The sequence below is a fragment of the Bacillus sp. CFBP9009 genome (genome assembly GCF_036541465.1).
Lineage (GTDB): Bacteria > Bacillota > Bacilli > Bacillales > DSM-1321 > Peribacillus.
This window is the reverse complement of record NZ_JAZHFU010000003.1, coordinates 595421-609925: the sequence shown is the minus strand read 5'-3', so window position 1 is coordinate 609925 and position 14505 is coordinate 595421. Positions and strand designations below refer to the sequence as shown.

15 protein-coding genes are annotated in these 14505 nt (G+C 43.7%); 1 reads left to right on the top strand and 14 read right to left on the bottom strand.

What is annotated here, in order from left to right; genetic code table 11:
* Window positions 1-30: 30 nt before the first annotated feature.
* The 9 genes from fabG to V3595_RS12305 form a co-directional block, all read right to left on the bottom strand.
* The gene (fabG, locus tag V3595_RS12345; protein ID WP_170971444.1) at window positions 31-771 is read right to left on the bottom strand and encodes a 3-oxoacyl-[acyl-carrier-protein] reductase; all 741 of its coding nucleotides are present in this window, start codon (window positions 769-771) and stop codon (window positions 31-33) included.
* The gene (gene fabD, locus V3595_RS12340) at window positions 771-1718 is read right to left on the bottom strand and encodes an ACP S-malonyltransferase (protein WP_101224624.1); all 948 of its coding nucleotides are present in this window, start codon (window positions 1716-1718) and stop codon (window positions 771-773) included. Before fabD ends, fabG begins: the two co-directional genes overlap by 1 nt.
* 27 nt (window positions 1719-1745) lie before the next feature.
* On the bottom strand, window positions 1746-2732 hold the full coding sequence (gene plsX, locus V3595_RS12335; protein WP_485907421.1) for a phosphate acyltransferase PlsX: 987 nt from the start codon (window positions 2730-2732) through the stop codon (window positions 1746-1748).
* 24 nt (window positions 2733-2756) lie between these two features.
* On the bottom strand, window positions 2757-3314 hold the full coding sequence (fapR, locus tag V3595_RS12330) for a transcription factor FapR (RefSeq protein ID WP_034313744.1): 558 nt from the start codon (window positions 3312-3314) through the stop codon (window positions 2757-2759).
* A gap of 119 nt (window positions 3315-3433) precedes the next feature.
* Window positions 3434-5485 carry an ATP-dependent DNA helicase RecG gene (gene recG / locus V3595_RS12325; protein WP_485907420.1) on the bottom strand — a complete coding sequence of 684 codons (2052 nt, stop codon included), beginning with the start codon at window positions 5483-5485 and terminating at the stop codon, window positions 3434-3436.
* The gene (sdaAA, locus tag V3595_RS12320) at window positions 5482-6366 is read right to left on the bottom strand and encodes an L-serine ammonia-lyase, iron-sulfur-dependent, subunit alpha (RefSeq protein WP_101224621.1); all 885 of its coding nucleotides are present in this window, start codon (window positions 6364-6366) and stop codon (window positions 5482-5484) included. Before sdaAA ends, recG begins: the two co-directional genes overlap by 4 nt.
* A gap of 37 nt (window positions 6367-6403) precedes the next feature.
* The gene (gene sdaAB / locus V3595_RS12315) at window positions 6404-7066 is read right to left on the bottom strand and encodes an L-serine ammonia-lyase, iron-sulfur-dependent subunit beta (RefSeq protein ID WP_137018761.1); all 663 of its coding nucleotides are present in this window, start codon (window positions 7064-7066) and stop codon (window positions 6404-6406) included.
* 207 nt (window positions 7067-7273) lie between these two features.
* Window positions 7274-8944 (bottom strand): DAK2 domain-containing protein, encoded by a 1671-nt coding sequence (locus V3595_RS12310; protein WP_485907419.1) that lies wholly within the window; start codon window positions 8942-8944, stop codon window positions 7274-7276.
* 18 nt (window positions 8945-8962) lie between these two features.
* Window positions 8963-9325 (bottom strand): Asp23/Gls24 family envelope stress response protein, encoded by a 363-nt coding sequence (locus tag V3595_RS12305; protein ID WP_034313762.1) that lies wholly within the window; start codon window positions 9323-9325, stop codon window positions 8963-8965.
* A 252-nt stretch (window positions 9326-9577) separates the two neighbouring features.
* Between V3595_RS12305 and rpmB the strand changes: the two genes are divergently transcribed.
* Complete coding sequence (gene rpmB, locus V3595_RS12300; RefSeq protein ID WP_034313767.1) at window positions 9578-9766, top strand: 50S ribosomal protein L28; 189 nt, start codon at window positions 9578-9580, stop codon at window positions 9764-9766.
* Window positions 9767-9953: 187 nt separating this feature from the next.
* Here rpmB and spoVM read toward each other — a convergent pair whose 3' ends face one another.
* The 5 genes from spoVM to pknB all read right to left on the bottom strand — a co-directional run bounded on the left by spoVM (window position 9954) and on the right by pknB (window position 14500).
* Window positions 9954-10034, bottom strand: a complete 81-nt coding sequence (gene spoVM, locus V3595_RS12295) for a stage V sporulation protein SpoVM (protein WP_034313769.1) — start codon at window positions 10032-10034, stop codon at window positions 9954-9956.
* Window positions 10035-10156: 122 nt separating this feature from the next.
* Entirely contained in the window at window positions 10157-10810 is a 654-nt protein-coding gene (locus V3595_RS12290) for a thiamine diphosphokinase (protein WP_402900349.1), read from the bottom strand.
* A 102-nt stretch (window positions 10811-10912) separates the two neighbouring features.
* Window positions 10913-11560, bottom strand: coding sequence for a ribulose-phosphate 3-epimerase (gene rpe / locus V3595_RS12285; RefSeq protein WP_101224617.1), 648 nt, complete (start codon window positions 11558-11560; stop codon window positions 10913-10915).
* A gap of 1 nt (window position 11561) precedes the next feature.
* A complete protein-coding gene (gene rsgA / locus V3595_RS12280; protein WP_053534359.1) occupies window positions 11562-12443 on the bottom strand; it encodes a ribosome small subunit-dependent GTPase A in 882 nt (293 codons plus the stop codon).
* A gap of 23 nt (window positions 12444-12466) precedes the next feature.
* Window positions 12467-14500: a Stk1 family PASTA domain-containing Ser/Thr kinase gene (gene pknB, locus V3595_RS12275; RefSeq protein WP_485907417.1), complete on the bottom strand. Its 2034-nt coding sequence runs from the start codon at window positions 14498-14500 to the stop codon at window positions 12467-12469.
* Between the last annotated feature and the right edge of the window lie 5 nt (window positions 14501-14505).

Below are 14505 nucleotides of genomic sequence, written 5' to 3'. Positions count from 1 at the left end.
AAATTAATTTCGAAAAAAATCAAAGAAAACTTACATGACCATGCCGCCATCTACATGAAGAGTTTGCCCAGTCATATATTTGCTGGCATCGGAAGCGAGGAAAGACGCCACTGCAGCAATATCTTTAGGGTCACCGAACCGCGCAAGCGGAATTTGGTCCAGCATAGCTTTTTGGACGTCTTCAGGCAATTCCCCAGTCATATCCGTAGAGATGAAACCTGGGGCAATCGCATTGACCGTAATGCCTCTTGAAGCAAGTTCCTTTGCCGTGGTTTTAGTCAAACCGATCACACCAGCTTTAGCCGCTACATAATTAGCCTGCCCTGCATTTCCGCTGACGCCGACGATCGATGCCATATTGATGATCCTGCCGCTGCGCTGCTTCATCATTTGCCTTGTAACCGCCTTTGTGCATAGGAACACGCCTTTAAGATTCGTATTGATCACAGAATCCCATTCATCTTCTTTCATACGCATCAATAGGTTATCACGTGTGATACCTGCATTATTAACCAGGATATCCACTCTGTCAAACTGTTCGATGACCTCTTTGATCATGCTTGTCACCGATTCACTATTTGCAACATCGCATTGGACGGCGAATGCTTTACGGCCCAATGCCTTGATTTCATCAACCACTTCATTCGCTTTAGCTTCACTGCCGGAATAGTTGATGGCAACGTCTGCTCCCTGACGGGCAAGTTCCAATGCAACTTCCCTGCCAATACCTCGTGAAGCTCCCGTTACAAGTGCTTTTTTACCTTCGAGGATCATGCTTGTACCCCCTTCAATGTTTCAATTGTTTTAGTTAGAGTATCTATATCGGAAACCGAATGAATTTGAACGGAACGATCGATTTTCTTTATCAATCCGCCCAATACTTTCCCCGGGCCCACCTCGATGAACGTATCCACGCCCAACTCAAGCAGATTTTTCACGCTGTCTTCCCAAAGGACCGGTGAATACAGCTGTTCGATTAATTTTTCTTTAATTTCAGCAGGTGCTGTAATGGGCTTAGCCGTTACGTTTGAAATGACAGGAATTTCTGCCTGTTTGAAGCTTACTTCATCGAGGACCCCCTGTAACTTTTCTGCTGCCGGTTTCATTAATTCCGAATGGAACGGTCCACTCACTTCAAGAGGAAGAGCCCGTTTAGCCCCATTTTCCTTGGCTTTTGCACTTGCAAGTTTAACCCCTTCGGAGGTGCCTGAAATGACGATTTGCCCTGGACAATTAATATTGGCCAATTGAACGGATTCACCAGTGGCCGTAATTTCAGAAGTGACTTCAGATAAAGCTTCACGGTCCATTCCCAATATCGCAGCCATTGAGCCTTGGCCATTCGGTACCGCAGCTTCCATGAATTCACCACGTTTACGCACTGTATATACGGCATCTTCAAAAGAAATTGCGCCAGATGCCACTAATGCCGTATATTCACCTAAGCTGTGCCCGGCTGTATAATCGGGTTTGATCCCCGCTTCTTCCAGCTCCTTGACAAAAGCATAACTCGTGGTCAATAAAGCAGGCTGTGCATTATATGTCACCGTTAATTCTTGTTGTGTGCCATTAAAGATCAATTCGGAAAGTGGAAAATCAAGTTTTTCATCTGCTGATCGAAAAATTTGCTGAGCACGCTCGTTTTCCTGAAATAAGCCATGCCCCATTCCTATTGATTGTGATCCTTGTCCTGGAAAGACAAAAGCAATTTTACCCATATGTTACTCCCCTGCCTCTATGATTTATTATTGTTTTTCTATCGTCTCCGCAATTGTCGATATGACGTCATTTCCAACCATATCGCGAGTCTGGCGTATTGCATTATAGACTGCATTCGCATCTGAAGAACCATGAGCCTTAATGACAGGGGCCTTCAAACCGAAGAGCCCGGCACCGCCATACTCCGAGTAATCCATTTTATTTTTTATGCCTTTTAGTTCAGGCTTTACCATTGCTGCAGCCAGCTTACTCTTGAGGTTGCTCATCAAGGCCGTTTTCACCATTTTAAATACACTCATAGCAGTACCTTCAAGCGTCTTTAACACCATATTTCCCGTGAAGCCGTCCGTCACGACAACATCTGCCGGCCCGCTTAGGAGGTCCCTTGCCTCTACATTGCCTATAAAGGATATCTCCGATGATTGCTGCAGTAAAGTAAAGGCATGCTTAGTCAGTTCATTCCCTTTTTTTTCTTCTGTTCCGATATTAAGTAATCCGACACGGGGCTTTTCGATTCCCCGCACTTTTTGAGCATAAACAGACCCCATTATGGCGAATTGAAGGAGATGCTCCGGTTTCGCATCGGAGTTTGCGCCTACATCCAGTAGTACAAAACCTTTGCCATCGATTGTCGGAAGGGTTGGAGCCAACGCCGGACGTTCAATGCCTTCTATCCTTCCGACCACAAACAAGCCTGCAGCCATTAGTGCCCCCGTATTGCCTGAAGAAATGCATGCATCCGCTCCTCCGTCAGCCACTTGCTGTGCAGCCAATACCATCGAGGCGCTTTTCTTGCGGCGAACCGCACGAACAGGTTCATCGGTGCTTAATATTTTTTCATCAGTATGTATAACCTTTATACGGCCATGTTTCGCTAAGTATTGGTTGATCTCCGATTCATTGCCAATCAAGGTGATTTCCACATCGGAAAAAGCCTCGACAGCTTTCATCGCTCCCAAAACCTGTGCCTTGGGAGCATTATCGCCACCCATTGCATCTATCGTTATCTTCATTATCTTTCATCCTTTACTAGCAAGTTAAGAGCGATACATTTCGAACTCGCCTTTAAAAACCAGTTCATTACCCACGTAGCTTCTAACCTCCACCACGGAACGATCGTTGGTGTGGTCCACGTTTTTAACCCTAGCTTTAGCTACCACTCTTTCATTTTCCTTTACAGAACGAGTAAATAAAATGGATGCTTTCGCAGTTAATGCCAATTCATCATTTATGACTGCTACAGCCAATGAATTTGCTTGGGCAAAAAGGTGATGTCCCCTTGCAATTCCATTCCGCTTAAAGACATGCTCCTTATTTATATCCAAAATCGAAATTGCATTGTCATCTAAATTAAGATCAATTACTTCCCCGATGATTTCATCCAAAGGCAATGCCCTGATTTCGTCACTGAATTTTTTCTCGGCCACGCTTTTAATACGTTCACGCAGTTCCGGTATCGATAATTCAAGACGGTCAAGCCTAATGGTCTGGACGCTCACCGAATATTTTTCAGCCAGCTCCTCATCCGTTACAAAAGGATTCTGTTTAATCGTTTCGATTAATAATTGCTGGCGTTCCTTCTTATTTCTTCGCATTTGAAGGTCACCATCCGTAGTATTATGACTAGGTACTAATAGTAGTATATATATTTTAAAAACAGATTGCAAGATATTGAGTAAAATCTCACAATCTGCTATTGGGTTTTTTATTCAGTTCAGTCCAGCTTTTCTCCCGTGAATACTCCCGTTCCCGCTAAATAGTTCCGCAGCGGTGCATACTCAGGGGAATGCCAAAAGCTTTGGGAGGCAATCAATTTTGCAGCATCTTCCCTTGCCACTTCCAGGGTCCTGTAATCATGGACCATGTCGGCTACCTTGAACTCGGGAAGGCCGCTTTGTTTTTTACCGAAGAAGTCCCCGGGGCCGCGTAGTTCCAAATCTTTTTCGGAAAGGGCGAATCCATCGTTTGTCTCGGTCATGATTTTCATCCGTTCTTTGCCGACTTCCGTTTTCGGATCAGCCAACAGGATGCAAAAGGACTGATCGCTTCCCCGTCCAACCCTTCCGCGCAACTGATGCAACTGTGAAAGCCCAAAGCGCTCCGCATCATAAATGACCATTACCGTAGCATTTGGAACATTCACCCCAACCTCGACAACTGTCGTGGAAACAAGGATTTGTGCTTCATTGGCACTAAACTGCTGCATCACTTCGTCTTTTTCATCCGCGGGCAGCCGGCCATGCATAAGTCCCACTTTGTACCTGTTCGCAAAGTATTGAGTCAGCATTGCATGAACATCGAGAACATTCTGTAAAGAATCGAGTTTCTCTGACTCCTCAATCAATGGACAGATAACGTAAGCCTGTCTCCCTTTCTTTAGTTCCTTTTCGACAAATGTTAAGATCCGATCAAGCATTTGGTGTTTTGCCCAATAGGTTTCTATCGCTTTACGCCCGGCAGGCATTTCATCGATCGTCGAGACGTCCATTTCCCCAAACACTGTAATTGCAAGCGTTCGCGGAATCGGTGTAGCCGTCATGAAAAGTACATCTGGATTTGTACCCTTTTCACGAAGGATCCGGCGCTGCTCCACTCCGAAACGATGTTGTTCATCCGTTATGACAAGTCCCAGGTTCCGAAAATTCACTTCATCCTGTATCAATGCATGTGTTCCTATCAAAAGATCTAGCTCCCCGGATTCCAGCATTTGCAATAGTTCCTTGCGCTTTTTACCTTTTACCGAACTTGTCAACAATGCGACCTTCACTCCACTCGGTTCCAACATCGCCTTCAGCGATTGAGTATGCTGCTCAGCCAAGATTTCCGTCGGGACCATTAATGCACCTTGGAAACCTGCTGTAATCGTCGCCTTAAGGCATATCGCGGCAACCACCGTTTTTCCAGACCCGACATCCCCTTGAAGCAGGCGATTCATCCTGTAGGGAGATTTCATGTCATTCATTATTTCCTCGACGACCCTATTCTGAGCGTTCGTCAAAGGAAAAGGGAGAGTTCCAACAAAGGCTTCCAGCTGCTCCATGTCAAACTCTTGGCCAATTCCTTTTGACTGCTCCCGCTGCACTTTACGCAGTGCCTGCATTTTAAGTTGAAACAATAAAAATTCTTCATACACAAAACGGCGGCGAGCCTTTTTCACCTCATTGGCCGATTGAGGGAAATGCATGGTACGAAGAGCGTCGTTACGCGGCATCAGTTTGTATGCCGACAATAATTGCGGGGGCAGATTTTCTTCTATCATTGCCCCATATTCAGAAAATGCATTGGAGATAAAGCGACGGAGCCCTTTGACAGTAATGCTGCCCTTCACTGAGTATACCGGTTCGAACTCTTTCTCCCGGCTACGATCGCCAACGTGGCATTCCGAGCCTGTAATGGTTTGGCGATGACGATCCCACTTTCCCGTTACCGTTACAGTTTCGCCTATCGCAAGCTTCGGCTTCAGATATGGCTGGTTAAAAAAAATCACATTTATTAAATATCTCCCAGTTAACACTTTAATCGTAAGCCTGGATTTTTTCTTTCCGAAGTACCCTAATGTAGGCACCGTATGAACTTTGCCTTCTATGGTAACCCGCTCATCATGCTCGACCGTTTCTAAATCCCTCAAGCGGTAATCTTCATAGCGATATGGGAGGTTCTCAAGGAGATCCGCGACGGTATGGATCTCCATTTCCCCCAAAGCTGCCCCCGTTTCGGCCCCAATGCCCTTTACTGCTGTTATGGGTTCCTGTAAAGCGGGGTTCACTTCTTATTCAGCGGCAAGCCAAAGATTTTGGCTTCCAACTCCCGTCCAGTCGGTGTAGCCGCTAAACCTCCTTGTGCAGTTTCCCTAAGAGCCGATGGCATCGTTTGCCCGATTTTGTACATCGCATCAATCACTTCATCACACGGTATGCGGCTTGTGATCCCCGCTAGCGCCATATCTGCGGCAACCATAGCATTGGCTGCACCCATGGCATTACGCTTCACACAAGGCACCTCCACAAGCCCAGCAACAGGGTCACACACAAGGCCAAGCATGTTCTTTAATGTGATTGCCATCGCTTCTGCACTTTGCGCAGGTGTCCCTCCTGCCATTTCAACGATGGCTGCCGCCGCCATGCCCGAAGCAGAACCGACTTCAGCCTGACAGCCCCCTGCGGCTCCAGAGATCGAAGCATTATTCGCTACAACAAAACCAAACGCCCCTGCTGTAAATAGGAACTCAATTTTCTGTTCCCGATTCGGCTTTAATTTATTTTGCAAAGCAAAAAGGGTTCCAGGCACAACACCGGCAGATCCGGCAGTAGGCGTCGCACAAATCGTTCCCATGGCTGCGTTCACTTCGTTTGTTGCCACCGCTTTGCTTACCGCATCCAGCAGCAGTTCACCGGATAAGGAATTTCCTGATTTAATGTAAGTCTGAAGAAGGACTGCATCCCCTCCCGTCAGGCCGGAAACGGACCGGACACCTTGAAGTCCTTTTTCAACTGCCTGTTCCATTACATCCAGGTTGACTCCCATCTGGCGGATGATTTCTTCACGGCTTTTTCCCGTTACTTCCATTTCCTGTTCTATCATCAGCGTTGAAATTTTTTTTTGCTTTGATTCAGCTAATTCTACTAATTCCGCTACATTACGAAACATGATTTCTTCTCCTTCCTAAGTGGAAACGATTGCCCTATCAATCCACAATCCTCGCTACTTGAGTGATGTTGGGGAGTGCTGTAATTTCAGCGATGACGTGATCCTCCAGGTTTTGGTCCACTTCAATCGTCATCAAGGCCATCTTCCCTTTTTCTTTTCGGGAGACTTCCATCTGGCCAATATTGATTTGATGCTTGGCTAATATGTTTGAAACATTTGCGATGGCACCAAATCGATCATCATGAACGACGAGTATGGCAGGGTTGTGCCCGGAGAGCCTCAATTTAAACCCATTCAGTTCGACGATTTCAATTTTCCCCCCGCCTATCGATATTCCGACAAGTTCCAGTTCACCATCATCATCACCAACCGTTATTTTTGCTGTATTGGGATGTTCCGGTACGGCTTCTTCTTCCCGAAAAGTAATTTTCATCTTTTTTTTACGGGCTATTTCCAGCGATTCTTTGATTCTCTCATCAAATGTATCAAAATCAAGTAAGCCTCCTACAATGGCTACATCCGTTCCATGGCCTTTATAGGTTTTGGCAAATGATCCGTAAAAAGAAATATGGGCCCATTTTGGTTCCCGGTCGAATAAATTCCTGGCAACCCTGCCGATCCTTGCAGCTCCTGCCGTATGGGAACTAGAGGGGCCGATCATAACAGGACCAATTATATCGAATACACTTCTAAATTTCATGACTTGCTCCTCCTTCTATACACTGGGAGTCAGTTTAATAATAAAGCCTGATATATTGTAATTACAATTACGCTGTCCGTAATCCTTCTTTTCATAAAAAATAAAACTGCATAGCCTAATGACATATGCAGTTTATTGCCTTTTATTTTTTTCAGGATCCTCAAACATTGTGACGAATAAGTCTCCCTCATCTTCACGGTTTTTTACTTATTCAATTGAAAAAATGAAAGAATATAAAGGTTGTTTCCCATTATGCACTTCAACTTCAACGTCTTCGAAATTCTCATTACAAAACGCAACAAGACTTTCGACATTTTCAGCAGTGGCATCTTCTCCATATAAAATGGTAAGGATTTCTGAATCTTCGTCAATCATATCGGAAAGAAGATCTTTTGCCACTTGAGTCATGTCTTTATCCTTCACTTTGATGGTGCCTTCAGCAATTCCCATGAAGTCCCCGGTCTCGATTGCAAGACCGTCAATGTTGGTATCCCGGACAGCATAAGTAATCTGGCCCGTTTTCACATGCGAAAGGGCTTCGATCATCGCTTTTTTATTCTCTTCAGCATCAAGTGAAGGGTTGAAAGCCAGCAATGCAGCCATTCCCTGTGGTACTGTTTTCGTTGGGATGACAGTCACATGATCCCCAAGTACATCTGCAGCCTGATTGGCCGCCATGATGATATTTTTATTGTTAGGCAAGATGATCACATGATCTGCATATGCCTCTTCGACAGCTTTAACGATATCTTCCGTGCTAGGATTCATCGTTTGTCCGCCTTCGATGACGGACTTAGCGCCGATGCTTTTGAATAATTCGCTGATGCCAGCACCCATCGCCACTGACACTACAGCGTACTTCTCCTTGGTGGACGGTTTAGTTTGAAGCGGTGTATTCGTCTCACCTACAATCGCAGTATGCTGTTCACGCATATTATCGATTTTCATTTTTATTAAGCTACCATATTGCTGCCCATAATTCAGGCACGTGCCAGGCTGTTCAGAGTGAATATGTACCTTGACGACTTCATCATCTGAGATGACTAATAAAGAATCTCCGTATTCACTTAAATCATTTCTGAATTTTTCTTCATCAAATGAATTATTGGCAAGTTTTTCATTTTCCAATCGGACCATGAATTCCGTGCAGTAGCCATACACGATATCTTCCGTGTTCATATGCCCTTGTACATTCATGTGATGTTCGGCATTGATCATGTCATCCATGCTTGGGCCATTTGCAGGTCGGACTGGAAGGGCCTCACCTTTCAGCTCAGCAAGGAAACCTTCATAAACGAACACCAACCCTTGCCCGCCGCTATCAACGACTCCCACTTCTTTTAAGACTGGAAGAAGATCCGGTGTGCGCTTTAATGAAGCATTGGCCTCCGTAACGATTTCTTCCATCACCTGAATAAGGTCTATATGCTTTGCTGCTGATGAAACCGCTTGCTTGGCTGCATCTTTAGCAACCGTTAAAATGGTTCCTTCAACAGGTTTCATAACGGCTTTATAAGCTGTCTGAACCCCCGCTTCAAAAGCTTGGGCAAATTCTTCACTATTGATTTCCGATTTATGTTCAATCGCTTTAGCAAAACCGCGGAACAGTTGCGAAAGGATAACTCCCGAATTGCCGCGTGCGCCCATTAGCAGTCCTCTTGAAAGTGACGCACCCACTTTCCCGATGTGTTCCTGGACGTTATTTTGCACTTCCTTCGCACCCGAAGTCATCGATAAATTCATATTCGTTCCAGTATCCCCATCTGGAACAGGGAAAACATTCAACGCATCAACCATTTGGGCATTAGCCGCTAAATGGTTGGCACCTTGAATGATCATTTCTGCAAAGCGCTTTCCGTTCAAACTTGTAATTGACACAAAACTTTCCTCCTATACTTAAGGGTTCGTCACACGAACTCCCTGTACAAAAATGTTGACGGAATCAACAGCTAATCCTACAGTTTTGTCCAGGGTGTACTTTACCTTTGATTGCACATTATGTGCAACTTCCGAGATTTTCGTTCCATAACTTACGATAATATACATATCGATATGAACTTCTTCCTCTTCTTGACGGACAATTACACCCTTAGTAAAGTTTTCTTTTCTTAAAATTTCGGCAATGCCGTCTTTAAATTGTTTTTTGGAAGACATTCCTATAATTCCGTAGCAATCCACGGCTGCGCCGCCTGCTACAGTAGCGATAACCTCATTAGAGATATCAATTTGTCCATACTTCGTTTGTAATTCGATAGACATTTTCTTTTCCCTCCCAAAAATCAAATCAACTAAAGACATTTTACTATAATGTCTATGGTTTTAAAAGTAAATGTCTTACGGTACTATATATAATTCAATTTTGAAGTATGTATGTCAAGGTTTTTTTCTTGAAAGTAATTAACTGAAGTATTGCATTCTAACGGTAGGTATGATAAATTATTAAAGTATTTTACAAAGACTTAAGACGACTGCGAAAAACTTAAGCTTGTTGTAGTTAGGAGGGAATTTGACATGGCACGTAAATGTGTAATCACTGGAAGAAGAACTCGTTCTGGTAACAGCCGCTCTCACGCAATGAACGCTAGCAAGCGTACATGGGGCGCTAACCTTCAAAAAGTACGTATTTTAGTTGACGGTAAACCTAAACGTGTATACGTTTCTGCAAGAGCTCTTAAATCGGGCAAAGTAGAACGCGTATAATGTTACGGCATCCTCTTAGGATGCCTTTTTACTTGTAATGGCCGGTATTTAATGGGGATGGTTTCAATTCGTTGATCAGGTCTTTCCTGCATCAAGGAGGGAGCCTTCACCCATTAATGGATGGCCGCCCCTTTTTACCGAAAAAATAACACCTCCCTTAATTTGAGAGGTGTCATGGAGATAAGTATCAGCCTTTTTTAAACGCTCCGAGCATAGCCCTTACCAAACTGCCCAGAACTTTTGGCAATTTAATCGTATAAAATTTCATCATGCCCCTCCTCTTTGCATCCCACAATTAAAGATGAAGTGGAATTTTTCTATTACAACATAAGCTTTTAAGCGGATATAGGATGATCGTAATTATATCCGAATCTGCTTTAAGCATGAATTTTAATCACTGCTTCTTATCACCATTAATATGCCTTTCTCAAATGAAACATTCCCAGATTCGGAAATTAGTTCATTGCTGATGCAAAGCGTCGAACCTATTTCCAAGCTTGCATCATCCAGCGGATATTTGAAACCCGAAAGTGTAATGCCGGTGACTTCAGCCGTTACGGGGAGCAATGACAAGTATTTCTTATCTTTCAAAGCAGTGACCTCATATGAACCTGCTGTCTTTACCGTGAATATATTTTGCCGATCGACTATGTATATATCCATATCGCCATGATGAGGGAGGACACTTTCTTTTTGGAGCAGCTGGATATTCCCAAGAAAATGGTCCATTCTTCCCCCTGTTGCGCCCAGAATGTGAATTTCACTTGGCTTTTGCCCTATTGCCCATTTAAATGCGATCTCTAAATCCGTTTCATCCTTTTCCGAAGAATATAGATTGATTTGTTCCAGCCTTTGCTCAATTTTCCTGTATTCATCTTCCGAAACTGAATCAAAATCCCCAAAACCGCATCTAGGTTCGATACCTTTTTCAAGTAAAGACCATACTCCCCTGTCAACCCCGACCCAAAGGTCAGTCTTCTCCTTATACCATGTCAGATCCGGCCAAAAACATTCCGGACCTCCAGCCATAATACTAATAATCATCGAAATCATCCTTTTCTTTACATATTCATATCAAAGATTCCTATGTTTGATTGATAAAAAAAGCCGATCACCATCATACGAATATGATAGTGTCGGCTTATATCACTTTCCCCGAATCTTTTGAATCGCTGCGTTTCGATCTTCTTGATTATATATTGCCGAGCCTGCCACAAGGATTGTCGCCCCTTGTTCAATACATAGTTTAGCCGTTTCTTCATTTACTCCACCATCAATCTCTATTTCCAGATTTTGATTATACATTTCCGCCATCGCCTTCACTTCGGCAATTTTGGGAAGAACGGATTTAATGAACTTTTGTCCGCCAAAACCAGGATTGACCGTCATCAACAATACCATGTCAATATCTTCGATTATAGGTTGGATCAAGGAAGCTGGAGTGGCTGGATTAAGCACCACGCCTGCCTTTACACCAAAAGATTTAATCAATTGGATCGTCCGATGCAAATGTGTGCATGCCTCTACATGTACAGTTATATAATCGGCTCCTGCTTTCGCAAAGGCCTCGATATAACGATCTGGTTGTTCGATCATTAAATGAACATCAAGCGGAAGCTTTGTTATGGGGCGGATAGCATCGACAATTAGTGAGCCTATCGTTATATTCGGCACGAAATGCCCATCCATGACATCTACATGGATTAAATCCGCTCCGCCCCTTTCCACATCAAGAATTTCTTCTCCCAATTTTGCAAAGTCAGCTGATAAAATGGATGGTGCGATTTTAACCATTTTAATACCTCGGCTTTCTATCTCTTATTTCTTCTAAGAATTGCATATAATGCTCGTATCGATAACGGGGAATTTCCCCGGAATCAACCGCTTCCTTCACTGCACATTTCGGTTCTTTATCGTGCAGGCAGGCCCTGAATTTACAGTCTTCCCCATGCTTATGCATCTCCGGGAAGCAATAGGATAGCCGTTCAGCTTCCATTTCCATGAATTCAAGTGAACTGAACCCTGGAGTATCCGCGACAAGTCCAGAGCCAATATGAATCAATTCAACGTGACGGGTCGTATGTTTCCCGCGTCCCAGGTGTGAAGAAATATCATCCGTCTTTAAAGCCAATTCCGGATTGATTGCATTCAGCAAAGACGATTTCCCAACACCTGACTGACCCGCAAATACACTGGTTTTTCCTTCTAAATACGGCACTAGTTCTTCAATCCCTCCAGCGGTAACAGAAGATGTCTCCAGTACAGTATAGCCAAGTTTCTGATAGTCCTTGATATACTGAGACAATTTCTTTTGGTTTTCAGCTGTAACCAAGTCCAGTTTCGTCACGACGATAATCGGTTCGATTTCGTTATCTTCAATCAGTACGAGAAATCGATCGAGCAATGCCGGACTGAAATCAGGTTCCACTGCCGAAAAGACAAGGATTGCCTGGTCTACATTGGAGATTTGCGGACGTATCAATTCATTCTTTCGCGGTTTTATTTCGGTTACGGTCCCGTCCGTTTTATTTTCCGCTTCAAAAACAACATAATCACCAACGAGCGGGGTTACCTTATTCTTCCTGAACAGGCCCCTTCCACGGCATTGATAGACCTCTTCACCATCAAGGACATAATAAAATCCACTTAATGCTTTGATAATTTTTCCTTCGGGCATAACCACACTCCTAATTATTAAATTTATTCTGGATATGAGACGGATTCGTCAATGATGACCTGATTGTCCCGCATGACTTTATATCCTGCTTTCTTATCCGGGGTAACCATTAATTCGATCGTTCTCTTCGCATCTTCCAATATATAGAATGTTTCTTTAGGCTCCGTCATGCTATTGTCGATATCCTCGATGAAGATTTGTATTTTTTGTGTTTTGCCTGGCTCAACCGGATCATACTCGATTTTGACTTCCTCCGTTACACTCTTGGGCGGAATCTCTTCTTTCCCTTTTGAAATGACCACTTTCACAGTACTGCCCTTTTCCACCTTCGTAGCAGGTTCCGGTGACTGGGATATGACAAGCCCCTCCGCTACGGAATCATCATAGATTTCTTCTTCGATCTCTACCTTTATTCCACTCTCACTTGAATAATCATTAAGGCCAGCTTCATTGAACCCCGTTAAGTTCTTCAAGCTCAACAGATCTTCCCCTTTACTGACCGTCAGCTCAAGCTCCGTTTCGGAAGGTACGACCTCAGTGGCACCCGAAGGAGATTGATCTATGATCGTGCCGGAAGCACTGTCATCATATTTTTCAGTAACGCTTATGTTTTTGAATCCCATTTTTTCAAGCAGGGATTTAACATCAGAGTAATCTCGACCTTCATAGCTGGACAATGAAATCGTCTCTTTACCAACGCTTTGGTAAATATCGATCACTGCACCTTCCTTGACCGTCTTACCTTCCTTAGGGTTGGTTTTGATCACAAGACCAGCTTCAACCTCTTCATCTTCAATCTCGATCGTTTCTCCAACTTCCAAATCCAATTCAAGCAATTCAGTAATGGCATCATCCAATTCTTCCCCTTTAAGGTCTGGGATCGTCACTTCCTTAGAGACAAGGAGGGGAGGTAAAACAGTGACAGATAAAACAGCAAGCAGGGCGAGAACTAAAAAGGTGGTCACCAGGATTGCAGGCATGTTCTTTCGTTTTTTACCTTTATGTTCCGACTTGTTTTTTTGTTTTTTCTGTTTCTTTTGTTTCTTCTGTTTCTTTTTCGATTTACTCTCTGCTTCAGAATCAGTTTCCTCTTCATCCGCATAAACTAAAGTATTTTTTTCAGGACCCCTTATGATTGTCTCATCGATGCTTGAAAGCTGATCATCCGTTATGACGGGGATGGCTTTTGTTGCATCATGATCTTCGGGAATGGCAAAAGGCAGTTCATTTGAACGCTCAGGATTAAGCGACGTCCGTATGTCATCTTCCATCGAGTCTACGCTCTCATAGCGGTAATATGAATCTTTGGCTGTCGCTTTCAAGATAATATTTTCCACACTCTGGGGTATTTCAGAGTTCCAGCGTTTTGGCGACGGAGTTTCCGATTGTAAATGTTTAAGAGCAATTGAAACGGCTGATTCACCCGAAAATGGCAATCTTCCCGTCAACAATTCAAACATGACGATGCCAAGTGAATAAATGTCCGACTTCTTATTGGCCATACCGCCTCTGGCCTGTTCAGGAGATAAATAATGAACCGAGCCCAAGACTGCGTTAGTTTGCGTTATGTTTGTTGCACTTAGTGCCAATGCAATGCCGAAGTCCGTAATCTTGACGGTTCCTTCTTTATCAATCAAAATGTTCTGTGGCTTGATATCACGATGAATGATCCCATTATGATGGGCATGGGAAATCGCTGCCGTGATTTGCCTCATGATATCCAAGGCTTCATCAACTGGAATTGGATAATATTTTTGTATGTATTGCTTAAGTGTAAACCCGTCAACGTATTCCATTACAATATAATAGATGGAATCTTCTTCACCAACATCATAAATGCTTACGATATTGGGATGGGCCAAACTGGTTGCCGATTGGGCTTCCCGATTGAAGCGCTTGATGAACTCTTCGTCATTATTAAAATCCATGCGAAGGATTTTCAATGCGACATCCCTATCTAAGATCATATCCCTTGCAAGGTAAACATTCGCCATACCGCCGCCGCCGACCATCTCGATCAGCTTATAACGGCCGTTGATTCTTCTACCAATCAACATTCAAT

Excerpts from the sequence above, each read along its gene's own strand:
- sdaAB (WP_137018761.1), bottom strand. The coding sequence starts at position 7,066 with ATGAAATTTAGAAGTGTATTCGATATAATTGGTCCTGTTATGATCGGC.
- rpmB (WP_034313767.1), top strand. The coding sequence starts at position 9,578 with ATGGCACGTAAATGTGTAATCACTGGAAGAAGAACTCGTTCTGGTAAC.
- V3595_RS12290 (WP_402900349.1), bottom strand. The coding sequence starts at position 10,810 with ATGATTATTAGTATTATGGCTGGAGGTCCGGAATGTTTTTGGCCGGAT.
- rsgA (WP_053534359.1), bottom strand. The coding sequence starts at position 12,443 with ATGCCCGAAGGAAAAATTATCAAAGCATTAAGTGGATTTTATTATGTC.
- V3595_RS12305 (WP_034313762.1), bottom strand. The coding sequence starts at position 9,325 with ATGTCTATCGAATTACAAACGAAGTATGGACAAATTGATATCTCTAAT.
- rpe (WP_101224617.1), bottom strand. The coding sequence starts at position 11,560 with ATGGTTAAAATCGCACCATCCATTTTATCAGCTGACTTTGCAAAATTG.
- pknB (WP_485907417.1), bottom strand. The coding sequence starts at position 14,500 with ATGTTGATTGGTAGAAGAATCAACGGCCGTTATAAGCTGATCGAGATG.
- sdaAA (WP_101224621.1), bottom strand. The coding sequence starts at position 6,366 with ATGTTTCGTAATGTAGCGGAATTAGTAGAATTAGCTGAATCAAAGCAA.
- spoVM (WP_034313769.1), bottom strand. The coding sequence starts at position 10,034 with ATGAAATTTTATACGATTAAATTGCCAAAAGTTCTGGGCAGTTTGGTA.
- fabD (WP_101224624.1), bottom strand. The coding sequence starts at position 1,718 with ATGGGTAAAATTGCTTTTGTCTTTCCAGGACAAGGATCACAATCAATA.
- plsX (WP_485907421.1), bottom strand. The coding sequence starts at position 2,732 with ATGAAGATAACGATAGATGCAATGGGTGGCGATAATGCTCCCAAGGCA.
- fapR (WP_034313744.1), bottom strand. The coding sequence starts at position 3,314 with ATGCGAAGAAATAAGAAGGAACGCCAGCAATTATTAATCGAAACGATT.